This is a genomic window from Glycomyces rhizosphaerae, assembly GCF_042647865.1.
GTDB lineage: Bacteria > Actinomycetota > Actinomycetes > Mycobacteriales > Micromonosporaceae > Glycomyces > Glycomyces rhizosphaerae.
On record NZ_JBHRWO010000019.1, the window covers coordinates 134,611 to 156,628 of the forward strand.

A 22,018-nucleotide genomic window follows, 5' to 3' on the forward strand; every position below is an offset into this window, starting at 1 on the left:
CGCCGACGCGATCCTCCGCGGCGTGCAACCACTCGCGACGGTTCAGGCGTCTTGGAGACGTGACCGAAGACGACGCGACCATGATCCTGCCGACCCTCGGCGGCGGAGCCGTGAACGGCCCCGCCGATGACGCCTCCGACACGGCGGTGTTCGCGCGCGTCGCCGACACAGAGCCCGCCGCCGGCGGGCACGCGCTCATCGAGCTGTCCGGGGTGGGCATGACCTACCCGGGCCCGCCGCCGGTGGAGGCGCTCAAACCGGTCGAGCTGCGGATCGAGGACGGCGAGTACGTCGCGATCGTGGGCCCCTCGGGCTCGGGCAAGTCGACGCTGCTGAACCTCCTCGGGCTCCTCGACGCGCCCACGGCGGGCACGTACTGGCTCGACGGGCACGACACCTCGACGATGAAGGAATCGCACCGGACCCAGTTGCGCGCCGACAAGATCGGGTTCATCTTCCAGGCCTTCCACCTCATGGCGCACCGCACCGCGACTGAGAACGTCGCGATGTCCCTGGTGTACCAAGGCGTCCCGAAGCGCAAGCGGCGCCAGATCGCGCGCGAGAAGCTCGAACTGGTGGGCCTGTCGCACCGCCTCGACGCGCTGCCGACCACGCTCTCCGGCGGTGAGCGCCAACGCGTGGCGATCGCGCGCGCCCTGGCGGCCGGGCCGAGCCTGCTGCTGTGCGACGAGCCCACGGGCAACCTGGACTCGAAGACGGCCGACTCGATCATGGCCACATTGGACGAATTGCACGCCGAGGGTCTGACGATCCTGATCATCACCCACGACCACGAGGTGGCCGAGCGCGCCGAGCGCGCGGTGACGATCCGCGACGGCCAACTGCGCGAAGGCAATCACCTCCACGACGACACGTCGCACGGTGCGACGCCCTCCGACCGGGTCGAGCCCGGCACCCTGGTGATGCCGCAGGCCACCTAGCGAACTTTCCTTCCTCCCAAAAAGACTGCGGGCCCGCGCCGAAAGGCGCGGGCCCGCAGTTGTCGTGCGCGTCAGTCCCGGCCGGGCGGCGTGGAGGGCGACTCGCCGTCCCCGGGCTTGTCCTCTTCCTTGTAGTCCTTGCCGTTGGAGACGAGGATGTAGATAGGCGTGCCATTCGGGGCCGAGCCGGTCATCGAGGTCGAGAACGCTTCGCCCTCTTTGCAGTCGGAATCGAACTGGCCGGGTGCGATCGACGCCTCGAAGCCGGCGTTGGCGACCCGCGAGCGGGCGTCGTCGGGGTCCATGCAGTCGATCGACGGGATCGACACGAGGTCCTTGCCGTTCGACATGGTGCTGGTGGGCTTGGCCCAGTCCTCCTCGTCGAGGTCCTTGACGGCCTTCTTGAGGATGGAGACGCCGACTTCCTTGACGGAGACCTTCAGCCCTTCACTGGCCACTTCGGACCGGAAGCTGGCGTCCGGGTCGCCGACGAAGGTCGCGGTGGTGGCGTTCGGGGTCGAGCCGATGAACCAGTAGGAGCGGTCGGACTCGGCGGTGCCGGTCTTGCCGAACAGCGGACGGTCGAACCCGCCGGTGTAGGCGGCGGCGGTACCGCTGCCGGAGCAGTTGGTGCCCTCGGCGTTCTGACCGACGACGCAGCGGCCGGCGCTGACGGCCGCGTTGGCGACCTCTTCGGAGAACGCCTGGTCGCATTGCGGCGCTGCGGCTTCGGGCCATTCCTTGCCGGTGGCGTCGAAGACCTGCATGACCGGCAGCGGGTTGCAGTGGACACCTCCGGCGGCGACGGTGGCGTAGGCCTCGGCCATGTCCATCGGCGAGGTCGGGTCCATGCCGAGGGTGAACGAGCCGTAGTCGTTCACGTTCCCGTTCTCCTCAGCGGCGACGATGCCGCCGCCGGAGTAGAAGGAGAGCCCGGCGCGTTTGGCGGCGTCGTAAGCCTTCTCGGTGCCGATCGCCTCCTGGAGTGCCACGAATCCCGTGTTCGAGGAGCGGCCGAACAGGCTCCAGAGGTTCAGCGGCGCTGAGGAGGAGATGGAGTTGTTGGGGCACCACACGGTCCGGCCGCCGGCCTCGCAGCTGACGTCCGAGTCGGCGTCCTCGCCGGCCGGGTAGTGCGAGATGTACTTGGACGGGTTGGGGATCGTCGCCCGCAGCGGCCAGCCCTCTTCGAGGGCGGCGAGCAGGGTGAACATCTTGAATGTCGAACCGGCCGGGTAGCCGTGGACTTCGTCGTTGCCGCTGAGGAGCGGGATCGTCGTGTTCGGGTAGTTCGACGGTTTGGAGTCGTCGCCGTCGGTGCGGGGTTTGTTCTCGGTCTGGTCGAGACTGTAGTTGCGGTTCACGGCCATCGCGCGAATGTGCCCGGTGCCCGGGGTGATGGTGACCGATCCGAGCGCGGCGGAGTTGTTCACGCTCACCTCCTCGATCAGGCGCTCGGTGGCGTCGTTCTGGAGGTCGGCGTCGAGGCTGGTCACGATCTTGAAACCGCCGCGCTTGAGCAGTGAGATACGGTCGCGCTCGGTCTCGCCGAACAGTTCCTGGCCGGCCCACCACTCCTTGAAGTAGTCGCAGAAGAAGCCCCAGTTGGGGGTCGCGACGTCGACGCATTCGCTGCGGACCGGGCGCGGGTTCAGGCCCAGCGGCAGCGCCTTGGCCTCGTCCGCCTCGGCCTGGGTGATCTTGCCGAGGTCGGCCATGCGCTGGAGGACCCAGTCGCGGCGCTCCACGATCGGCTTGTCGTCGCCTTCGCCGTCGAGCAGGCCGTCGGCGAGTGAGGGGAACTTCGGCAGCGACGCGAGCGTCGCGGCCTCGGCCACGGTCAGCTCGCTCGGGGGCTTGTTGAAGTAGGCGTACGAGCCGGCGTGGACCCCGTAGGCCTGGTTGCCGAGGTAGATCACGTTCAGATAGCCCTCGAGGATGTCCTCTTTGGACATCGTCTCTTCGACTCCCATGGCGTATCGGGCTTCTCGGAGCTTGCGCTCGTAGGAATCCTCGGACGCGGCGATCACTTCGTCGATGGTTGAAGCCGAGTAGATCAGGGTATTGCGTACGAACTGCATGGTGAGGGTCGACGCCCCCTGGGAGTCGCCGCCCTGGTTCGCCACGGCGGCGCGAACGATCCCGGCCCAGTCGACCCCGTTGTGCTCGTAGAACTTCGAGTCCTCGGCGGACAGGAGTGCGTCGATCATGACCGGGGAGACCTCGTCGAGGGTGACCTCGCGCCGGTTCTCCTCGTAGAAGGAGGTGATGAGGGTTTCGCCGTCCGAGGCGTACACATAGGTCGTCTGCGGCAGGGTGGGCTTGGTGAGTTCCGTCGGCAGCGCCTCGAAGGAGTTGACGCTGTTCTCGGCAACGAGGCCGCCGAGCCCGACGAGGGGGAATGCGGCCGCGGCCGCGAGTATGCCGGCGAGAACGCCGCAGATCAGCAGCGCTACGCCGTCCCCCAGGGGACTCCGGTCGCGTTTCAAGGTCTCCACCGCCTCAGATTAGAACGAACGTCGGGAACTGCGGGAGCGGCGGCACGCATGTGCCGAATGGCGACTCGCCTGCAAGACCACGCGAATGCCCGCTTTAGATACGCCGCACTCCTGAAGACCGGATGCGCCCGTATCGGAATCGTTATTATCGCGAGCTGCCATCGCGTAGTGAACCGTAGGGGTGAAGCCGTCCCAGGGCGTCCGATTTTCGTCTCGGAGAGTAGTCAAACCCTTACAAGAGGTGTAGGGTCCGTTCTGACGGCCACTTTGAGTGAGCGAGAGCTCACTCGACTGTAGTCGTCGGGGGGTATGAAGGGAAAGATCTCACGGGGAGGTCATGCGGATGGGACTGCTGATCGACTGGACGACCAAGGCGCTATGTCAGGAAGGTGATCCTGACGCCCTGTTCGTGCAAGGAGCAGAGCAGAACAACGCGAAGAAAGTGTGCCGCGGCTGTCCGGTACGGCTGGAATGTCTCGCCGACGCACTCGACAATCGTATCGAGTTCGGAGTCTGGGGCGGCATGACCGAGCGGGAGCGGAGGGCGCTGCTGCGAAGGCACGCCGATGTCCGCTCCTGGAGAGCGGTCTTCGAGGTCGCACTGGAGGAGGAACAGCGAAGCGCCCGCAAGGGCAACCGGCGCCGGATACCGGTAGACGTCAACTTCTTACCGGCGAGCCTCTCAAGTGAAGGCATGAGCACCGCGCCTGGACGGCACCACCGTCCGGGCGCGTTTTCGTTCCCTGTGGATAACATCCCCGCATGCGAACAGGCAAAATAAGTAATGTTCGCAAAGTTATCCACAGGTCGAAAAAGAGTTCTTGGCGGTCGCGACCGGACATGTGATTGTTGTATAGCAAAAACGCCTACTCGCCGGTGGTGGTGGAGAGCGGGTAGGCGCCGGTGCAGGTAGGACCGGCGGCAATGTGGGAATCCCGGGAGCCGCCCCCGAAGACCGCGCGCGGAGGCCTCCGCGCGCGGCTCCTACCGGCACACCTCGCGAGAACAAGCGCGGGCGGATCGCCACCAGCGATCCGCCCGCACCAAATTCGCCCACGGCGATCGAACCAAGGCCTCCGGGCCGGAACCGAGATCGCCGATGAACCGAGGCCTTTGGGCCGCACGAAACTCGGCCACCGCGGTCGAACCGAAGCCTCCAGGCCGCACCAAGATCGATAACCGCGGGCGCCGACGCCCAGCCGATCCGGCCGCGATCAAGAACCCGCGGCCACCGCACCGAAGGCACGCAGGTCATCGAGGTCCACGACCTCGACGCCCAGCGACGGCAGCCAGCGCTGCGGCACCTCCGGGCACGCGGCCGCGTACCGGGCCGCCACCCGCTCCTCCGCGGCTCGCCGCCGCGCCAGGTCCGCATGGGTCCGCAGCACCGCCGCCACCGGGTCGTCGGCGTCCGACTCCTCCAGTGCCGCGGCCGCCCCCAGGGCCCGCTCGGCCGTCAGGTCCGCCGCCACCGGCGTCAACCGGTTGAGGATCATCCCGTCCAGCGGCATCCGCTCCTCGGTGAGCCGCCGCGTGAAGTACACGGCCTCGCCCACCGCCGCCGGCTCCGGGGCCGCGATCACCAGGAACGACGTCTGGTCGTCCTGCAGCGCTTGGAAGGTCGCCTCGGCGCGCTTCCTGAAGCCCCCGAACGTGTCCTCCAGGCTCGCGGTGAACTCCGCGACGTCGGTGAGCAGGTGTCCGCCGAGGACCTTGTTGAACACGCGGGTGAACACCGCCGCGCTCGCGCCCATGAGCGACAGCATCGACCGCCGCGCCCCCGGGGTCGATGCCGACAGCAGCCGGATCACCCGTCCGTCCAGGAGCCGGGCCAGACGCGCCGGGGCGTCGAGGAAGTCCAGGGCCGACCGCGAGGGCGGCGTGTCGAGCACGATCAGGTCCCACCGGCCGGTCGCGCGCAGTTGCCCGAGCTTCTCCATCGCCATGTACTCCTGCGTGCCCGAGAACGTCGAGGACACCGCCTGGTAGAACGGGTTCGCGAAGATCTCCGCCGCCCGCTCCGGCGTCGTATGCGAGGCCACGACCTCGTCGAACGTCCGCTTCATGTCGAGCATCATCGCGTCCAGCGACCCGCCGCGCACCGCTGCCACCGCCGTCGGGGTGTTGTCGAGCGCCTCCATCCCCAGCGACTGCGCCAGCCGCCGGGCCGGGTCGATCGTCAGCACCACCGTGCGCCGCCCGTGCACCTCGGCCGCGCGCAGCGCCAGCGCCGCCGCCGTCGTGGTCTTCCCGACCCCGCCCGAACCGCAGCAGGCGATCACATGCTTGCCCTCGTCGCCCAGGAGGGCGTCGACATCGAGCCCCGGCATCTCAGACATTGCGCAGCCCTCCGACGATCCCCGGCCGCAGCACGCGCGCCAGCTGGTACAGCCCCGACAGGTCGACCCCTTCGGGCAGCAGCGGCAGCTCCGCCACCGGCTGCCCGAGCTGCTCGAGCCGGTCCCGGTACGCGCCCACCGCTTCGATCTCCGTCCGCGCCGCCGCGTACTCCTCCATGAGGCCGGCCACGAGAGCGGAGCCGAGCGTCTCGTCTGCCGGCAGGCCCGCGCGGGCCAGGCCCGCCGCTATCTCCTCCGCGTCGACCTCCACGGTCTTCGCCCCGGCGACCTTGTTGAGCACCAGGTGCCCGACCGGCAGGTCCGCGGCCATGAGCTCGCGGTGCGCGTCCACGGTCTCCTGCACCGGCATCGCCGCCGGCGTCGTCACCACGTGCACCGAGGTCAGCGAGGAGTGCAGCATCCGCGCCACCGACCGCGAATGCTTCCCGATCGGGCCGGTCTTCGCCAGCCGCCCGCTCTCCACCGTCACGTTCAGGAACTTCACGACCCTGCCCGTCGGCGGCGCGTCCAGCACCACCGCGTCGTAGGCCATCCGCCCCGACTCGGTGCGCGACACCGCCTCCTTGAGCTTGCCCGTCAGCAGGATGTCCCGCAGCCCCGGCGCGATCGTCGTCGCGAAGTCGATCGCGCCGAACTTCTGCAGCACCTTTCCGGCCGAGCCGAGCCGGTAGAACATCGTCAGGTAGTCCAGGAGAGCCTCGTCGGCGTCCACGGACTGCCCGAAGACCTCCCCGCCGTCGAGGCCCGCGGCCAGATGCCGCTCCTCGTAACCCAGCGACGGCGCGTCGAACAGCGGCGCGATCCCTTGGCGCCCTTCGACCTCCACGAGCAGGACCCGCCTGCCCGTGCCGGCCAGCGCCAGCGCCATCGCCGCCGCGACCGAGGTCTTCCCCGTGCCGCCCTTCCCGGTGACGATGTGCAGGCGCGGCACCGGGAGCGCAGAGGCAGTCATTCAACGGAGTCTAGTCATTCCGCCGTGATCCCGCAGATGAGCCATTGCGGCTCGCCTTCCTCGGCCACGAGCGCGAACTCCCATGTCGTGGGCTCTGCGAACGCGCCGCCGTCGCCGACGTGGATGTCGGCCTCGACCGTGGCCGCGCCGACCGAACGGCCGGTCTCGGCCACGTTGCTCCACTTGAACTCGCCCGGACCGTCGGTGTAGGACAGGGCGGCGACGGCCTCGCTCAGGTCGCTGTCGGCCTTGTCGGCGCACAGCCACGCGGCGGCGGCTTCGGCGTCGCGTTGGGCGAGCAGCGCTTCGAGGAACGCGTCGACGGTGTGTTCGGGGGTGTCGGTGATGTCGTTGACGCCCACGTAGAGGCGCATCGCGCCGAAGACGAGGGCGACGCAGAACGCGAGCACCGCGGCCACGGTCACCCATGTCCATACATGGCTGGACCGGTCGCTCGGCGGTTCGTGGCGGCCGGGCATGGCGGCGGCTTGCCTGGTCTGTTTCGGGATCTCGGGCGCCGGGGCGGTCGCGTCGCCGGTCCGGTCGCTGTCTGCATTGGCCGCATTCGCTGAAGGCTGGGCACTGGTGTCTGACGACACGTGGAACTCCCTGGTTCGACTGGTGCGGCCGACTGTGGCGCACCGTAAGGACTTCGGGGGAGGCGACGCACTCTGAGCGTAGCGGTGCGACGCCGCTCGATCAAGACGCCGTACTGTGGGCGCATGGAGAAATGGGAGTACCTCACCGCGCCGCTGCTGATCCACAACACCAAGATGATCCTCGATACGTTCGGGGACGACGGCTGGGAACTGGTGACCGTCCTGCCCGGCCAGAACTCGGAGCAGCTCGTGGCGTACTTCAAGCGCAAGAAGGAGCAGTAGCGGTGACCGATGTGGACAAGGCGCTGGCGCGCCTGGGACTCACCTTGCCGGCGGTGGTGCCGCCGCTGGCCGCCTACCAGCCGGCCGTTCGGTCGGGGGACTACGTGTACACCTCGGGCCAGCTGCCGATGGTCGACGGCGCGCTGCTCGCGACCGGCAAGGTCGGTGCGGAGGTCGATCCGGAGCAGGGTTACGACCTGGCCCGGATCTGCGCGTTGAACGCCCTCGCCGCGGTTGCCTCGATCGCCTCGCTCGACGAGGTCGTGCAGATCGTGAAGGTCGTCGGCTTCGTGGCCTCGGCTCCCGGGTTCACCGGTCAGCCGAAGGTGGTCAACGGCGCGTCGGAGCTCCTGGGGGAGGTCTTCGGCGAGGCCGGGACGCACGCCCGCAGCGCGGTCGGCGTGTCCGAGCTGCCGCTGGGCGCCCCGGTCGAGGTCGAGTTGATCGCGCGGCTCGCCCCGAGCGCGAAGACCGTCCTGGTGTAGCAACACGGCTTTCCCGGCCGGTCCCGCCGCGAGGCGGGGCCGGCCGTTCGCGTTCGCGAAGGAGTACCCGTGTGGGTGTGCGCCGTCGCGGAGGCGATGGCGCACACCTGTGGCGCTTCGGGTCAGGTGATGGACGGCAGGACGCGGGTGGCGACCTCGCCGAGGGCGATGGTGGTGCCGCGCGGTCCCGGCGCGGTCGCGGTCACGGCCACCGCGTCGCCGTTCTCGAGCCGGAACTGGCCGGTGACGGCTTCACCGGAGCCGTACAGCAGGCCCGGTCGCAGGACCGAGCCGCCGGCGGTGAGCTGCGCGAGCTGCTGCGCGGGGGTCCAGTAGGACTCCGCGAAGTCGGCCCCGGCCACGGCCACGCCGTTCACCTCGATGCTCAGGTGCAGGTCGAACCCGTACCGGTCGGATTCCTTCAGGTACGAGGCCATGTCCGCGTTCGGTTCCGGCGCGGCGGTGCGGGCCGCGTTGAGCGCCTCGATCGGGGTCACCCACGCGCTCATCGAGGTCGCGAACGACTTCGAGGCGAACGGGCCGAGCCCGTCGGTCTCGAGCTCGGCGAAGTCGCGGGCGGTCCAGTCGTTGAGCAGGACCGCGCCGAACACGTAATCCTCGAACGCGTCGGGCGACACCGGCTGCCCGAGCGGCGACTCGCCGCCGATGAGGAAGCCGACCTCGGCTTCGATGTCGAGTGCCCGGGTGGGCCCGAACACGGGCTGGCCGTCCTCGCCGCGGCGGTGCCCGGCGGGGCGCGCGAGGTCCATCCCGGAGGGGATGATCGTCGAGGCCCGGCCGTTGGACGCGCGCGGGAAGATCCGCCCGGCGTCGGGCGCGCGCATGGTGAAGTCGACGTAGTCGGTCACCAGGAGCGGCGCGTGCATGATGGCGTCGCCGATGGGTGTGAGCCAGCTGCTCGCGATGTCCTGGAGGCTCGATTCGGTCAGGGCCTCCTGCACTTGGGCCCGCACCTGGCGCCACGCGTCCTTGCCCAGCGACAGGAGCCGGTTGAGCGCGGGATCGCGAAGGGCGGTGCAGGCGGCGCAGGTCTGGCAGTCGCCCGACTGGACCGCCTTGTGCATGTCGAGGATCTGGTCGCCGATGCGCACGCCGATGCGCGGCAGCGTCTCGGCGGCGGTCGAGAAGACCCCGAACGGCAGGTTGTGGATGTTGTAGGGACTCTCGTCGGCCCCTGGGACCCAGCACGTCGTCACTAGTTCGTCCTCCAAAGATCGTGGTGAAGGACTAACGAGCGCCGCGAGCGAAAGGTCACTCAGGGTTGCGGTGGCGGCGGAGAACTGTGAACCATCCCACCCATGCGGTGACGGCGACGGCGGCGAAGAACAGCCGCGGGACGGGGTCTATCTCGGTGCCGAGCAGGGCCGGGACGGCGAAGACCACGGCGATGCCGAGCAGGACGGAGCGGCCGATCGCGCCGCGGAAGAGCCCGGGGCCGTAGATCTTCTCGCGCCAGTGGGGGTCGTCGGGGGCGGCGTCGACCCATTTTCGGCGGGCGCGGCGGGCCTCGGGCGGCAGCTCGTCGTACGGGTCGGAGCCGGGTCGGGTGCCCGGCGCCGCGTCTTCGGTGCCGAGGTCCGTGGCGGCCCGCCGGGAGCGTTTCGCCAGGTCGTCCATGCCGAGGTCTTCCGCGATCGCGGCGAGCGCCAGGTGGGTGCGCGGCTGGTCGGGCGCGAGGTTCACGGCGTTCCAGGCGGCGTCGAGGGCGGGCTGGCCCGCGCCGGCGCGGCGGGTGATGAGCGCGTAGTGGATGTGATGGCGCCAGGAGTCGCGGTTGAGGTCGAGGAGGCTCGCGGCGGCCTGCATGGCCTCTTCGCGCCGTCCGGCGTCGGCGAGCGCGTAGCCGCGGGTGATCATCGCCCGGGGATGCTCGGGCTTGTGGGCGAGGGCGGCCCCGGCGTAGACGAGGGCCTCGTCGGGGTCCTGCACGGCCAGGGCGCACGCGGCGGCCATGGCGTTGGCGTCGGGGTCGAGGGGGTCGACGCGCAGTGCGGCGTCGACTTCCGCGCGGGCGTCGGGCACCTGGCCGAGGTCGAACATGAGCTCGGCGCGCTGGAGGTGCTCCGCGACGGTGCGGCGGGTGGGGTCTGAGTCCATGGACAACTTCCGAACGGATTTCAGTGCTGGTACAGCAACGCTACCGCGGTCGCGGCCAATCCCTCGCCTCGTCCGGTGAAGCCCAGGCCGTCAGTGGTCGTGGCCGACAGCCGTACGGGGGCGCCGATCGCCTCGGACATGGCGGTCTCGGCTTCGGCGCGTCTCGGGCCGATCTTGGGGCGGTTGCCGATGAGCTGCACGGACACGTTGCCGACCGACCATCCGGCGGTACGGACGCGGCGGGCGGATTCGGCCAGGAGCGCGGCACCGGAGGCGCCGGCCCATTCGGGTCGGGCGGTGCCGAAGTTGGAGCCCAGGTCGCCGAGGCCGGCGGCGGAGAGCAGGGCGTCGCAGGCCGCGTGAGCGGCCACGTCACCGTCGGAGTGTCCCGCCAAACCAGCCTCGCCCGGCCATTGAAGGCAGGCGAGGCTGCAAGGCTGCTCCTCGTCGAAGCGGTGCACGTCGCTGCCGTGCCCGATGACGAAGGGCGTATGGGGACTCGCACTGTCGTTCGCGCTTTCGCGCTCGTGGGAGTCCGCGCTGTGATCGAAGCTCACGCTGATGCGGTTCTGAACGGGGGACCGGCTACTTGACCGGGGCCTCCGAGAGCAGGACCTTGTCGAGGATGTTGTCAGCCTCGGTCTTGATGCAGTCTTCGGCGAGGGCGATCTCGCCGGTGAGGATCTCGCGGGCTTTGGAGAGCATGCGCTTCTCCCCCGCCGACAGGCCCCGTTCGCGGTCACGCCGCCACAGGTCCCGAACCACCTCTGCTATTTTCAGCGGAGAGCCGGACGCGAGCTTCTCGACATTGGCCTTGTAACGCCGCGACCAGTTGGTGGGCTCCTCGGTGTGAGGCGCGCGCAGCACTTCGAAGACCTCTTCGAGGCCTTCGGCACCGACGACTTCCCGGACGCCGACGAGCTCGACGTTCTTGGCTGGAACCTTGACCGTGAGGTCACCCTGTTCGACGCGCAGCACGAGGTATTCCTGTTCGATACCACCGATGGTGCGAGTCTCTACAGCTTCAACGAGTGCGGCCCCGTGGTGGGGGTAGACAACGGTCTCGCCGACACTAAAACCCATAGGATCGAAACCCCTTTCGCTGTGTCTAGCCTAACACGTGATCGGGTGTTTCCCCGACAGTGGATCGCCACGAATTCCCTGGTCAATTGGTATGTGACTGATTACTCTACGGCACCTTGGGCTTCCGGGCGGCGAGCGGAGGAGACAAATGAGGCCTGCGTCCCTCTTCCGTGTCCGCCGCCACGGAGACCGTCGGAGTGCTGCTCCCGGGTGGTGGGAGCGAGGGAATCGTTACCGCCGCGCCTGCCGCACCGACCTGCCTCAATGACCGGTCGATGCACGTTTTCCGTTGCGTCCCAACGTGAATACGTTCCAGCGGTGTCCGGATGAGATCCAGGGCTCGCCTCGCGCCCTGCCAAGGAAAACGATGAGTGCTCGTCGTCTACGCTGTCGTCAGCATTCCTGTCGGAACTCAGGGAGGACCAGCAGTGGTCAGGGGAATCAGCACGGCGATCACGGTTCGTCGCGCGGCCGCTATCGCGATCGCGGGGGCCGCTGCGACCGCTCTGTCCGCATGCGGCGCGGGTCTGGAGACCCAGACCGACGAGAAGCAGAGCGCCATCGCCGGGGTCAACATCGACGAGGGGACCATCGCCTTGCGCGACCTCCAGGTCGAGTTCGACTCCGCCGAGGGCTACGCGGTCGGTGACGACGCGGCCCTGCGGCTGTGGATCGGCAACGAAGGCGACGCGGAGGTGAGCCTGACCGGGATCGACCTCGTGGACGAGAACGGCGAGCCCACCGAGGACCTCGGCACGGTGACCTACTTGGACCCCGTCGCCCAGGCCGAGGAGGCGGCGGAAGCCGCCCGCGAGTCGCCCGAGGAGACGGCCTCCGAGGAGGTCGACGCCGAGGACGCCGAGTCCAGCGCTCCCGCCGAGGAAGCGACCGAGGCGCCCGAGGGCGAAGCGCTCGAAGGCGAAGCGGACTTCGCGCCCATCGCCATCGCCCCGGCGGGCTACGTGCGCCTGGACCAGGGCGTCTCCGCCGGCACGTACTTCCTGATCGAGAACCTCCAGGTGGAGCTCGTCTCCGGCGCCACCATCGACGTGCTCTTCCACTTCTCGGACGGCACCGAGGTCCCGGCGAGCCTGCCGGTCGGCCAGGCTCTCGAGCCCGACGAGCGCGAGTACTACGAGCCCGAGGAAGCGGCCGAAGGCCACTAGGAACGCGAACCGAACTTGCGCTGAGGGCCCCGATCGAGTGAATCGGGGCCCTCAGTCGGTTTTCCGGCCGGTTTCTTGTCGGACCCCCCTGCCACGATCGGACCTAGGCTTCGGTCCCCTCTGTGGTGGGTGGGGGTTTGTGGACGGTAAATCGGCCTTGAGTTGAAAAGCGCGGAAGTTCCCTCGCCTTCGCCCTGAGGCACTGGCCGTTCGCCTTGAGACTCTGGCCTTCAGCGGTTCAGCGGCCAGCGGCGGTCCACGACCTCGTCGCGGCCTTTGCGGCGGAAGTACGCCTCCAGGCTCGCCGCGTCCTCCGCGTGCCACTGCACCTGCGAGTTGTGGAGCTCCTGCGGCGTGATGCCGCCGACCTCCGGGTACATCGCGCCGATCGCCCGCGCCAGCGCCACCGTGGCGGCCGCGTCGCCCGCCGCCGAGTGCGCTTCCGAATGCGGCACACCGTATTGCGCGGCGGTCACTCCCAACGTTCGCTTGCCCTTGCGGTACCGGTCGACGCGCTTGTCGAGCACCGACGGGTCCAGGATCGCCATGCGCGCCCAGTCCGGCTGCTCGATGCCGTGCCGCTCCAGCTCATACGACAGGAGCGTGCAGTCGAACCCGGCCCGGAACGCCACCACGGGCACGCCGCCATCGACGGCTGTGCGCAGCGCCGCCGCGACCTCGGCGAGCGCCTCCACCGGGGAGAGCCCCTCGGCCTGCACCTGTTCGTCGGTGATCCCGTGGACCCTCGTGGCCCCCGGCGGGATCGGCACGCCCGGGTTGATCAGCCACACGCGCGCCGCCTCGCCCCCGGGGCCCTGGCCCGTGTCGCTCACCAGCGCGGCCTGGACGATCCGGTCCCGGTCCACCGCGACGCCGGTCGTCTCGGTGTCGAAGCCCAGCAGGGGTCCTTCAAACCATCGTTCACTCATGGCCACACCGTACCGGGAGGGGCCGACATTCCCCTATATGCTCTCCGGGCGCGGGAGCACCCCGACTATCCGCGCATACCTCCGCAGAAAGGAGCATGTGGACTACATGGACTTCCTCAACCCCGTAACGAACACCATCCAGTCCTGGGCCGACGGCCTGAACGAGGAGTACGGTGCCGCCATCGCCTCAGTGGGTGAAGTGGTCTGGGGACCGATGCTCATCTTCACGCTGTTCGGCGTGGGCCTGATCTTCACGATCCAGCTCAAGGGCATCCAGCTCCGGCGGCTGGGCTACTCGCTGTGGCTGGCGCTGTTCAAGCGCGGCGAGAACTCGGACTCCGAAGGGGACCTGAGCCACTACCAGGCGCTGTCGGTCGCGCTCGCCGCGACGGTGGGCGTCGGCAATATCGGCGGCGTCGGCGCGGCCATCGCGATCGGCGGCCCCGGCGCGCTGTTCTGGATGTGGGTGACCGGCTTCCTCGGCATGGCCACCAAGTACTCCGAGGCGCTCCTCGGCGTCAAGTTCCGCGTCACCAACAAGCAAGGCGAGCAGTCCGGCGGCCCCCAGCGCTACCTCTCGGACGGCATCCCCGGCCCGATCGGCAAGGTCCTGGCGTTCCTGTTCGCGCTGTTCGGCGTGATCGCGAGCTTCGGGATCGGCAACGCGGTCCAGTCCGGGAACGTCACGAGCGCGCTCGACGCGCAGCTGCCCGCCGATTCCTGGTGGACCCCGCAGTTGACCGGCCTGGTGATCTTCGTGCTCGTGGCCGTCACGATCCTCGGCGGCATCAAGTGGATCGGGCACGTCTCGGCCGCCCTGGTGCCGTTCATGATCATCTTCTACGTCGCGGGCGCGCTCACGGTGCTGGTCCTCAACGTCGACGTGCTGGGCACGGCGTTCGCGACCATCTTCGAGCAGGCCTTCAGCGGCGGCGCGGCCGTCGGCGGCTTCACCGGTTCGGCGATCATGCTGACGATCCAGATCGGTTTCGCGCGCGGCATCTTCTCGAACGAGTCGGGCCTGGGCACCGGCGGCATCGCGGCCGCCGCGGCCAAGACCGACCAGCCGGTGCGCCAGGCGCTGGTGTCGATGACGCAGACGTTCATCGACACGATCGTCGTCGTCACCATGACCGGTCTCGTGATCGTGGTGACCGGCGTGCTCGGCGCGGTCGACGATGCGGGCGAACTGGTCACCTCCGCGTCCCTGACGCGTCTCGCGTTCGAGGAGGGCCTCGGCGGCGCGGGCACCACGGGCGGTGCGATCGGCGGCTTCATCGTCGCGGTCGGCCTCGCCACGTTCGCGTTCTCGACGATCATCGGCTGGTCCTACTACGGCGAGAAATGCCTCGAGCGGTACACGGGCCGGGCTCTGATCTGGCCTTACCGGGTCGTGTACGTCCTGGTCTCCTACCTCGGCGCGGTCACGAGCCTGGACCTGCTGTGGGGCCTGTCGGACATCGCGAACGGGCTCATGGCCCTGCCGAACCTCATCGGCCTGCTGATGCTGACGCCGCTGGTGTACCGCGAGACGAAGGAGTTCTTCGCGCGGCCGGACTGGCGCCTGCTGCCGACGAACGCCGTCGAAGGGGCCACCGACACGCCGCCGGAGGACACGCGGGAGCTCGTGACGGCGAGGGATTAGAACAAGGGCTTGACGTACCCGCCGTCTACCGTAGTTCCATGGCGGAGCCCCGGAGCGGTGGGACGGAACTCGAGGCGGTCCTCGAGCGCGTCACGTATGCGAACGACGAGACCGGTTACACCATCGCCCGCGCCAGCCCGGCGCGCGGCGGCGCGGACCTCGTCACGATCGTCGGCCCGCTCCTGGGTGCCCAGGTCGGCGAGTCGCTGTCGCTGACGGGCCGGTGGTCGAGCCATCCGAAGTACGGCCGCCAGTTCGAGGTCTGGTCGTACCGGACGGTCCTGCCCGCCACCGTCCAGGGCATCGAGCGGTATCTCGGGTCCGGCCTCATCAAAGGGGTCGGGCCCAAGACCGCCGAGAAGATCGTGGCGCATTTCGGCGCCGAGACCCTCGAGGTGATCGACGCGGACGCCGCGCGCCTCGCGGAGGTCCCCGGTCTGGGACCCAAGCGCACCAAGGCCATCGCGGCCGCTTGGGTGGAGCAGCGGGCGATCAAGGAGGTCATGGTCTTCCTCCAGTCCGTGGAGGTCTCCACCTCGCTCGCGGTGCGCGTCTACAAGCAGTACGGGGACGCCGCGATCGGTGTGGTCAAGAACGAGCCGTACCGCCTCGCGAACGAGGTGTGGGGGATCGGGTTCCGCACGGCCGACGCGATCGCCCGCGCGGTCGGCATCCCGCACGACGCGCCCGAGCGGATCAAGGCGGCCCTCCAGTACACGCTGTCGCAGGCCTCCGACGCCGGGCACTGCTTCCTGCCCGCCCCGAACCTCATCGCGGACACCGTGGAGCTCCTCGGCCTCGAATCGGGCCCGGTCACGAAGGCCTTGGGGGAGTTGTCGGCCGCGGGCGAGCATGTGATCGCCGATGACGTCCCGGCGAAGGACTCCACCGTCCCCGCCCGCTATCTCGCGCCGTTCTTCCACGCCGAACGCGGCCTCGCGGCCGGGCTCACCGCGCTCCTGCGGGCCGGCGAGGACCGGCTGGAGGCCTTCCAAGGCGTCGACTGGGACAAGGCCCTCGCGTGGCTGCGGCGGCGCACCGACGCCGAGCTCGCGCCCGAGCAGGCCGAGGCCGTGCGCCTCGCGCTCACCGAGAAGGTGGCGGTGCTGACCGGCGGGCCCGGCTGCGGCAAGAGCTTCACCGTCTCCTCGATCGTGGCTCTCGCGAAGGCCAAGGGCGCCAAGGTGATGCTCGCGGCCCCCACGGGCCGCGCCGCGAAGCGACTGGCCGAGCTCACCGGTTTCGAGGCCCGCACGCTCCACCGGATGCTCGAGCTGCGGCCCGGCGGCGACGCCGCCTACGACCGCGACAACCCGCTCGACGTGGACCTGCTCGTGGTCGACGAGTCATCCATGTTGGACACGATTCTCGCGAACAAGCTCGTCAAGGCCGTCCCGCCGGGGGCGCACCTGCTGCTCGTCGGCGACGTGGACCAGCTCCCGAGCGTCGGCGCCGGCGAGGTCCTCCGCGACCTCCTCGCCGCCCCGGTCGTGCCGCGCGTCCGCCTGACCCGGATCTTCCGCCAAGCCGCCGAATCGGGCGTGGTCGCCAACGCCCACAAGGTGAACCAGGGGCAGCTGCCCGAGCTCGACGGCTTCCCGGACTTCTTCTGGTTCGCGTGCGACGACAACGAGCAGGTCGCCGACCGCGTGGTCGAGATCGTCGCCCACCGCATCCCGAAGCGGTTCGGCATCCATCCGGTGCGGGACGTGCAGGTCCTCACCCCGATGCACCGCGGCGGCCCCGGCGCCGGGAACCTCAACGCCCGCTTGCAGGAGGCGCTCACCCCCGCGAAGGAGGGCCTGCCCGAACGCCGCCACGGCGGCCGCGTCTTCCGCTTGGGCGACAAGGTGATCCAGATCCGCAACAACTACGCGAAGGGCAAGGCGGGGGTCTTCAACGGCACGGTCGGGCTCGTCCAGGCCATCGACGAGGTCGCCCAGACCATGACGGTGCGCACCGACGAGGACGAGGACGTCGACTACGAGTTCGCCGAACTCGACGAGCTCGTGCACGCCTACGCCATCACCGTCCACCGCTCCCAGGGCTCGGAGTACCCCGCGGTGGTCATCCCCGTGACCACGAGCGCCTGGACCATGCTGCAGCGCAACCTGATCTACACGGCGATCACCCGCGCCAAGCGCCTCGTGGTGCTCGTCGGCTCCAAGCAGGCCCTCGCGGTCGCGGTGCGCACCAAGGGCACCGGCAAACGCCACACGGGCCTGACCCACCGCCTCGGAGACTGACCTCACCGAACGCACGCCTCGGGCTCGGCTTGCGCTCGACTATACGTATATGTATATTATGCTCATGGCGATGGCGCGCCACCCACTTCATCGTCCGCCAGGGGGCATCACGAACGCCCCCACCGCAAAAGGAGCTTCCGTGTCCCACCCCAACGCGGGTCTGCTGGCCCCGCCCGAATCCGTCGCACCGCGCGGCCGCTCACTCGCCCCCGACCTCGCCCGCGGTTTCATGCTGCTGGCCATCGCGCTCGCGCACATTCCGGGGTTCATCGCCGATTGGGACCGGGGGCCGAGCGGGCTCAACGCCGCCGCCGACACCGCGCGGGTCCTGCTGTTCGACAACCAGGCCCGCATCATGTTCATCTTCCTGTTCGGCTACGGCCTCGGCCAGCTCGCACTGAGCCGCGCCGCCCAGGGCAGCGACTGGACCGATATCCGGAAGCTCATGCGCCGCAGGGCCTTCTGGCTGCTCGTCATCGGCTTCCTCAACATGGTCGTGCTCGTCCCGCTCGACTTCATCTCCGCGTACGGGGTCACGCTGCTGCTGTTCGCCGGGCTCGTCCGCGCCAGGGGCAAGACGCTCCTGTGGACCGGCTTCACCGTGCTCGCCGCCGCGATCGCGCTGAGCATGTGGACCGAGATCGAGCAGCTGAAGCAGATCGCCGCCGGCTCGCAGCCGGGCGCGGGCATCGACTTCATCAAGGACGACTTCGGCGCCCACCTGCTGCTGGGCCTCACGGTCTTCCCGTCGAAGGCCCTCGGTTCGGTCGTCATGATCGTGCCCGCGATGGTGTTCGGCCTGTGGGCCGCGCGCCGCCGCGTCCTCGACGAGCCTGAACGCCACCGCGGCCTGCTCCGCGGCGTCGCCCTCGGCTTCCTGGGGTTCGCGCTCGTCGCTCGGATCCCGTACACCCTCATGCAGACCGGCGTGCTCGACGCCGACACCGGCACCATCGGCTGGCTCGCCACGGCCGGGCACTCGCTCGGCGGCTACGCCGGAGGCATCGGGGCCGCGGCCCTGGTCGGACTGATCGCGATCCGCCTGGCGCGGCGCGGGCCCTTCACGACCGCCGTCGCCGCCCTCGGGCAGCGCTCGATGACCTTCTACATCTTCCAGTCCGCGATGTTCCTGGTCCTGTACTACCCGTTCATGCTCGACCTGGGCGGCACGATGGGCCTGGCAGGGAGCTTCGCGGTCGGCATCGGGATCTGGGTCGTCTCGCTGGCGCTCGCCGAATGGATGCGCCGCGCCGGGCACCGCGGCCCGTTCGAGACGCTGCTGCGCAGGCTCGCAGAACGGCGTTAAGCCTCGGCCATCCGTGCTCGCGCGCCCGCGCGCGCGAGCACGGCGTGCGCCTTCGTCGCCGTCGAATGGTCCACGCCGGACACCACGGTCGACGGAACGTTGTCGACCAACGCCTTCGCCGGTCCCAGCCCGAGCCCGGTGATCCCGCGGATCTCCTTGATCACCAGGATCGGCCGCTTCCCGGGCTCGTCGAGCACCACGGCCCACCGCGCCTCCAGGCGCGATCCGCCCTCGGCGCCGGGGTAGACCACCCAGTGCTCGGACTTCTCGTCCTGCTTGTAGCTGCGCTGAGTGATCGTCACCATGAGCGCGACCAGGCCCCCGCCCACGACGAACAGGGCGAGGACCAGGACGTTGACCAGCGAGACGTGCATCGCTCTAGCGGTAGTTGGTGAACTGGAGCGCCACTTCGAGGTCCTTGCCCTTGAGCAGGCTGATGACCTCCTGCAGGTCGTCGCGCTTCTTGCCGGTGACGCGGAGCTTGTCGCCCTGGACCTGGGGCTTGACGCCCTTGGGGCCCTCGTCGCGGATGATCTTGCCGATCTTCTTGGCGTCCTCGGTCGTGATGCCCTGCTTGAAGGCCACGTCGATCTTGGACTCCTTGCCCGACTGGCGCGGCTCGCCCGCGTCCAGGGCCTTCAAGGAGATCCCGCGCTTGATCAGCTTCTCCTTGAGCACTTCGAGGGCCGCCTTCACGCGGTCCTCGGTCTCGGCGGTGATCACGGCCGCCTCGTCGCCGCTGCGCTCGACGTTCGCGCCGGTGCCCCGGAAGTCGAACCGGGTGCTCAGCTCCCGCTGGGCCTGGTTGATCGCGTTGTCGAGTTCGGCCAGGTCGATCTCGGAGACGATGTCGAACGAGGCGTCAGCCATGGCAGTCCGGTCCTTCCGTGTCGTGTGGCGGCCCAGTGTCCAGGGCACGGTGTCAATGGTGCGGCGTCAGGGGCGCGCTGTCAGGGGCTCGGCGCGAGGGGCGCGATCGTCAAGCTTAGTCCGGGCCCGCCGCCGCGAGCGCGCGCGTGGCGGCGGCACGCCAGTGAACGCGGTCTCATCGGGGGACAACCCGCTTGCGCACCCCCAGGGAGGGGAGGTTATTCTTGCTCTCGCTACAAGCCACGGCAGGTTACCCAAGTGGCCAAAGGGAGCTGACTGTAAATCAGCCGTCATCGACTTCGCAGGTTCGAATCCTGCACCTGCCACCAGTAGCGGAGGGCCCGCGACCCAGAGGTCGCGGGCCCTCCGCATCACCGGGTCTCAACCCCGGAAGGCCTTCCATGCGGATGACAGCCGTTCGGGAAACGTTCGCTGAGCTGCACGCAGGGCCTCTTCATGAGCTCGCGCCTCCGCACTCATGCGTTGTCGCCGCGCCCGGTAGGCCTCGGCGACCTTGGTCCAGTGGCGTGCCTCGAACTCCTGACGGAACACCCCCATCATCGCGAGGACGAAAGTGATGCAGAAGCCCCCGAGCGCGAGCCAGTTCATCTCAGGTGCGTTCGACCAGATGGCGGTGAGCTGATTGCCGAACACACTGGCAGTGACCAGGACGACCAGTGCTCCGCTTATCCTTCGGTTCATGGCGGACCGCTCGGCGCGGTCGATGTACTTGGCGCAGTCGTCATCGTCGATCTGGGCGTTCGCAGGTCGCGGGTCCGGCCAGTGGTTTCCGCGGTAAGGCCGTTCCCAGGGCTGAATCCGGGGAGGATCTGTCGCCGGGCGATTGTCCTCATCGAATGGGAACCGCCCCGTCATGTACCGGATCCGCTCCCGGTCTCCTCGCATCGACCAGCAGAGAAAGATCGCGGGCCCGACGCAAATGAGGATGAGCAGCGTGGTCAGCATGATCCGCAAGGCCGTCTCCGTGACGCTCACCGGTCCTCCTCAAGGCGGAAGTCAGGAGGGTTCCGCACGTATTCGGGACCAATCATGCTCAAGAACATGAGCATCAGCGCGCCGATGAAGACGGCGAGCAGGGTGGCCGTCGCCAGCAGCAGCTCAAATTGCGAGTCCACGTAAAGCGTCGAAGCCAGCGCCGCGGCGATGAACATCGACCAGGCTCCGATGCGCTTGCAAAGGATCTGCCATTTGAATACCGACACGCTGTGCTCGAGCGGTGGACGAATGCGTCTTTCCTGACGTTGAGTGCGGTTGTCACTGTTCGACATCGGACCAGACTAGGCGAGGACCGAACTATTCAGGGTTCACCGCTACCGGCTGCCGAGTCAGGCGGGTGTGGCCGTCTCGCGCGGCAGCCAGGCCGCCGTCTCCCAGCCGCCCTCGGGCCTCGGTTGGGCCCTGAGCTGGCCTCCGACCGCCCCGACGCGTTCGCCCAGGCCCAAGAGGCCCATGCCGCCGCCCGAGTCGGCGAGCTTCCCGCGGCCGGCCCTGCCGTCGTCGCGCACCGACACTTCGAGGCCGTTCCCGCTCGCGGCCGCGACCACCACGCGCACGCGGGACGCGCCCCTCGCGTGCTTGCGCACGTTCGTCAGCGCCTCCCGCACGATCCGGTGCGCCGTCGCCGCGATCTCCGGCGCCACGGTGCTGCCCGCCAGTTCAGGCGAGATGAAGCACGTCGTGTCGGTGCCTTCGCGGTTGAACCGCTCCACGAGGTCCTCGATCTGCGCGAGGTCCCCGAGCGGGTTCGTGCCCGCGCCCGCGTCGTCGTTGCGGAGCATCTTCACCATGCGCCGCATCGAGGTCAGCGCGGCGAGCCCGGCCTCCTCGATGTCCGCGAACGCCTGCTTCGGGTCCGTGTTCGTCACCTGCGCGGCCTGCGCGAGCACCACCATGCCAGTGACGTGGTGCGCGACGAAGTCGTGCATCTCCCGCGCCAGTTCCAGCCGCTCGGCCTGGCGCACCTCCTCCTGCGTCTCGCGCCGCAGCTTGTCCATGCCGCGCAGGTACGCGCCGAATCCGGTGATCGTCGAAAGGGTCAAGATGATCAGGACGGTTCCGCCGGCGTTCGAGCCCGGGTAGACGAACATCCGCTGGCCGATGAAGACGGCGGCGACCGCCGTCACCAGTGCGACCCACCGCCCGGGCGGGGCGTCCCATTGCCTTACGGCGTACAGCATGAGCAGGCCCAGCGCGAGGAGCTCGGCCGTCCCGACGCCTCGGGTGTCCGTGTCCACCAGCAGTTCCACCGCGGTGACGAGAATCGATACGACCGCGACCGCGGCGATCCAGCGTTTGCGACCGGGCCGGTAGAGCGTGTACACGCCGATGGCGAAGAGTCCGCTCGCGAATTCGAGCCATCCGATCGGCACGACGATCGGGATCGGTTTCGTCCCCGAGGTCGACAGGGTGTCGGCGAGCAGGACCAGGACCAGCCCGCAGACCATGCAGATCTTGAGCAGGCGCATCGCCAGCTTGTTCGTGCGGACACTCCAGGAACGGCGCAACGTCATGCCGTCG

The 22,018-nt window shown here is 69.1% G+C and carries 21 protein-coding genes, 1 tRNA gene and 1 pseudogene; 9 read left to right on the forward strand and 14 right to left on the reverse strand.

What is annotated here, in order from left to right:
• Window positions 1-59 precede the first annotated feature (59 nt).
• Window positions 60-941: an ABC transporter ATP-binding protein gene (locus ACFO8M_RS18930; RefSeq protein WP_387978418.1), complete on the forward strand. Its 882-nt coding sequence runs from the start codon at window positions 60-62 to the stop codon at window positions 939-941.
• Between the two features lie 71 nt (window positions 942-1,012).
• On the opposite strand, the gene ACFO8M_RS18935 is transcribed toward ACFO8M_RS18930, so the two are convergent.
• Window positions 1,013-3,439 carry a transglycosylase domain-containing protein gene (locus tag ACFO8M_RS18935; protein WP_387978420.1) on the reverse strand — a complete coding sequence of 809 codons (2,427 nt, stop codon included), beginning with the start codon at window positions 3,437-3,439 and terminating at the stop codon, window positions 1,013-1,015.
• 343 nt (window positions 3,440-3,782) lie between these two features.
• Here ACFO8M_RS18935 and ACFO8M_RS18940 point away from each other — a divergent pair.
• Window positions 3,783-4,058, forward strand: a pseudogene (locus ACFO8M_RS18940) (WhiB family transcriptional regulator); the annotation flags it as partial.
• A gap of 595 nt (window positions 4,059-4,653) precedes the next feature.
• Here ACFO8M_RS18940 and ACFO8M_RS18945 read toward each other — a convergent pair.
• From ACFO8M_RS18945 to ACFO8M_RS18955, 3 genes are read right to left on the reverse strand one after another with little or no spacing between them, the layout of a single operon-like run.
• Window positions 4,654-5,778, reverse strand: a complete 1,125-nt coding sequence (locus tag ACFO8M_RS18945; protein WP_387978422.1) for an ArsA family ATPase — start codon at window positions 5,776-5,778, stop codon at window positions 4,654-4,656.
• Window positions 5,771-6,751 carry an ArsA-related P-loop ATPase gene (locus tag ACFO8M_RS18950; RefSeq protein WP_387978424.1) on the reverse strand — a complete coding sequence of 327 codons (981 nt, stop codon included), beginning with the start codon at window positions 6,749-6,751 and terminating at the stop codon, window positions 5,771-5,773. Before ACFO8M_RS18950 ends, ACFO8M_RS18945 begins: the two co-directional genes overlap by 8 nt.
• Window positions 6,752-6,765: 14 nt before the next feature.
• Window positions 6,766-7,350, reverse strand: coding sequence for a hypothetical protein (locus ACFO8M_RS18955; protein ID WP_387978426.1), 585 nt, complete (start codon window positions 7,348-7,350; stop codon window positions 6,766-6,768).
• 123 nt (window positions 7,351-7,473) lie between these two features.
• On the opposite strand from ACFO8M_RS18955, the gene ACFO8M_RS18960 reads away from it, so the two are divergent.
• Entirely contained in the window at window positions 7,474-7,632 is a 159-nt protein-coding gene (locus ACFO8M_RS18960) for a hypothetical protein (RefSeq protein ID WP_181245771.1), read from the forward strand.
• Window positions 7,633-7,634: 2 nt separating this feature from the next.
• Window positions 7,635-8,117 carry a RidA family protein gene (locus ACFO8M_RS18965; protein WP_387978428.1) on the forward strand — a complete coding sequence of 161 codons (483 nt, stop codon included), beginning with the start codon at window positions 7,635-7,637 and terminating at the stop codon, window positions 8,115-8,117.
• A 122-nt stretch (window positions 8,118-8,239) separates the two neighbouring features.
• Here the strand turns inward: ACFO8M_RS18965 and ACFO8M_RS18970 are convergent, their stop codons facing one another.
• From ACFO8M_RS18970 to ACFO8M_RS18985, 4 genes are all read right to left on the reverse strand, one after another.
• Window positions 8,240-9,334, reverse strand: a complete 1,095-nt coding sequence (locus tag ACFO8M_RS18970) for a fumarylacetoacetate hydrolase family protein (RefSeq protein WP_387978430.1) — start codon at window positions 9,332-9,334, stop codon at window positions 8,240-8,242.
• 55 nt (window positions 9,335-9,389) lie between these two features.
• Window positions 9,390-10,235, reverse strand: coding sequence for a tetratricopeptide repeat protein (locus tag ACFO8M_RS18975; protein ID WP_387978432.1), 846 nt, complete (start codon window positions 10,233-10,235; stop codon window positions 9,390-9,392).
• A 20-nt stretch (window positions 10,236-10,255) separates the two neighbouring features.
• Window positions 10,256-10,714, reverse strand: coding sequence for a 2-C-methyl-D-erythritol 2,4-cyclodiphosphate synthase (gene ispF, locus ACFO8M_RS18980; RefSeq protein WP_387978509.1), 459 nt, complete (start codon window positions 10,712-10,714; stop codon window positions 10,256-10,258).
• Between the two features lie 106 nt (window positions 10,715-10,820).
• Window positions 10,821-11,318 carry a CarD family transcriptional regulator gene (locus ACFO8M_RS18985; RefSeq protein ID WP_270118284.1) on the reverse strand — a complete coding sequence of 166 codons (498 nt, stop codon included), beginning with the start codon at window positions 11,316-11,318 and terminating at the stop codon, window positions 10,821-10,823.
• A gap of 428 nt (window positions 11,319-11,746) precedes the next feature.
• Between ACFO8M_RS18985 and ACFO8M_RS18990 the strand changes: the two genes are divergently transcribed.
• Complete coding sequence (locus ACFO8M_RS18990) at window positions 11,747-12,484, forward strand: hypothetical protein (RefSeq protein WP_387978434.1); 738 nt, start codon at window positions 11,747-11,749, stop codon at window positions 12,482-12,484.
• A gap of 230 nt (window positions 12,485-12,714) precedes the next feature.
• Here ACFO8M_RS18990 and ACFO8M_RS18995 read toward each other — a convergent pair whose 3' ends face one another.
• Window positions 12,715-13,413 carry an exonuclease domain-containing protein gene (locus ACFO8M_RS18995; RefSeq protein ID WP_387978436.1) on the reverse strand — a complete coding sequence of 233 codons (699 nt, stop codon included), beginning with the start codon at window positions 13,411-13,413 and terminating at the stop codon, window positions 12,715-12,717.
• Between the two features lie 214 nt (window positions 13,414-13,627).
• Here ACFO8M_RS18995 and ACFO8M_RS19000 point away from each other — a divergent pair, with 214 nt between their 5' ends.
• The 3 genes from ACFO8M_RS19000 (at window position 13,628) to ACFO8M_RS19010 (ending at window position 18,610) form a co-directional block, all read left to right on the forward strand.
• Window positions 13,628-15,058 carry an alanine/glycine:cation symporter family protein gene (locus tag ACFO8M_RS19000; RefSeq protein ID WP_387978511.1) on the forward strand — a complete coding sequence of 477 codons (1,431 nt, stop codon included), beginning with the start codon at window positions 13,628-13,630 and terminating at the stop codon, window positions 15,056-15,058.
• A 38-nt stretch (window positions 15,059-15,096) separates the two neighbouring features.
• Entirely contained in the window at window positions 15,097-17,304 is a 2,208-nt protein-coding gene (gene recD2 / locus ACFO8M_RS19005) for an SF1B family DNA helicase RecD2 (RefSeq protein WP_387978438.1), read from the forward strand.
• 139 nt (window positions 17,305-17,443) lie between these two features.
• On the forward strand, window positions 17,444-18,610 hold the full coding sequence (locus ACFO8M_RS19010) for a DUF418 domain-containing protein (protein WP_387978440.1): 1,167 nt from the start codon (window positions 17,444-17,446) through the stop codon (window positions 18,608-18,610).
• Here ACFO8M_RS19010 and ACFO8M_RS19015 read toward each other — a convergent pair.
• Window positions 18,607-18,984: a ribosomal protein L7/L12 gene (locus ACFO8M_RS19015; RefSeq protein ID WP_387978442.1), complete on the reverse strand. Its 378-nt coding sequence runs from the start codon at window positions 18,982-18,984 to the stop codon at window positions 18,607-18,609. The genes ACFO8M_RS19010 and ACFO8M_RS19015 overlap by 4 nt on opposite strands.
• Before the next feature lie 4 nt (window positions 18,985-18,988).
• Window positions 18,989-19,480 carry a YajQ family cyclic di-GMP-binding protein gene (locus ACFO8M_RS19020; RefSeq protein ID WP_387978444.1) on the reverse strand — a complete coding sequence of 164 codons (492 nt, stop codon included), beginning with the start codon at window positions 19,478-19,480 and terminating at the stop codon, window positions 18,989-18,991.
• Between the two features lie 244 nt (window positions 19,481-19,724).
• Between ACFO8M_RS19020 and ACFO8M_RS19025 the strand changes: the two genes are divergently transcribed.
• A tRNA-Tyr gene (locus ACFO8M_RS19025) sits at window positions 19,725-19,809 on the forward strand.
• Window positions 19,810-19,861: 52 nt separating this feature from the next.
• Here the strand turns inward: ACFO8M_RS19025 and ACFO8M_RS19030 are convergent.
• The 3 genes from ACFO8M_RS19030 to ACFO8M_RS19040 are packed head-to-tail and all read right to left on the reverse strand — an operon-like array spanning window position 19,862 to window position 22,011.
• Window positions 19,862-20,476 (reverse strand): hypothetical protein, encoded by a 615-nt coding sequence (locus tag ACFO8M_RS19030; protein WP_387978446.1) that lies wholly within the window; start codon window positions 20,474-20,476, stop codon window positions 19,862-19,864.
• Window positions 20,473-20,769, reverse strand: coding sequence for a hypothetical protein (locus ACFO8M_RS19035; protein ID WP_387978447.1), 297 nt, complete (start codon window positions 20,767-20,769; stop codon window positions 20,473-20,475). Before ACFO8M_RS19035 ends, ACFO8M_RS19030 begins: the two co-directional genes overlap by 4 nt.
• Before the next feature lie 57 nt (window positions 20,770-20,826).
• Window positions 20,827-22,011: a sensor histidine kinase gene (locus ACFO8M_RS19040; protein ID WP_387978449.1), complete on the reverse strand. Its 1,185-nt coding sequence runs from the start codon at window positions 22,009-22,011 to the stop codon at window positions 20,827-20,829.
• Window positions 22,012-22,018 lie beyond the last annotated feature (7 nt).

Bases quoted from the DNA above. Each gene is read 5' to 3' on its own strand.
- ACFO8M_RS18945 (WP_387978422.1), bottom strand. From the start codon at position 5,778: ATGTCTGAGATGCCGGGGCTCGATGTCGACGCCCTCCTGGGCGACGAG.
- ACFO8M_RS18950 (WP_387978424.1), bottom strand. From the start codon at position 6,751: ATGACTGCCTCTGCGCTCCCGGTGCCGCGCCTGCACATCGTCACCGGG.
- ACFO8M_RS18960 (WP_181245771.1), top strand. From the start codon at position 7,474: ATGGAGAAATGGGAGTACCTCACCGCGCCGCTGCTGATCCACAACACC.
- ACFO8M_RS18975 (WP_387978432.1), bottom strand. From the start codon at position 10,235: ATGGACTCAGACCCCACCCGCCGCACCGTCGCGGAGCACCTCCAGCGC.
- ACFO8M_RS18985 (WP_270118284.1), bottom strand. From the start codon at position 11,318: ATGGGTTTTAGTGTCGGCGAGACCGTTGTCTACCCCCACCACGGGGCC.
- ACFO8M_RS18995 (WP_387978436.1), bottom strand. From the start codon at position 13,413: ATGAGTGAACGATGGTTTGAAGGACCCCTGCTGGGCTTCGACACCGAG.
- ACFO8M_RS19000 (WP_387978511.1), top strand. From the start codon at position 13,628: ATGCTCATCTTCACGCTGTTCGGCGTGGGCCTGATCTTCACGATCCAG.
- recD2 (WP_387978438.1), top strand. From the start codon at position 15,097: ATGGCGGAGCCCCGGAGCGGTGGGACGGAACTCGAGGCGGTCCTCGAG.
- ACFO8M_RS19015 (WP_387978442.1), bottom strand. From the start codon at position 18,984: ATGCACGTCTCGCTGGTCAACGTCCTGGTCCTCGCCCTGTTCGTCGTG.
- ACFO8M_RS19020 (WP_387978444.1), bottom strand. From the start codon at position 19,480: ATGGCTGACGCCTCGTTCGACATCGTCTCCGAGATCGACCTGGCCGAA.
- ACFO8M_RS19035 (WP_387978447.1), bottom strand. From the start codon at position 20,769: ATGTCGAACAGTGACAACCGCACTCAACGTCAGGAAAGACGCATTCGT.
- ACFO8M_RS19040 (WP_387978449.1), bottom strand. From the start codon at position 22,011: ATGACGTTGCGCCGTTCCTGGAGTGTCCGCACGAACAAGCTGGCGATG.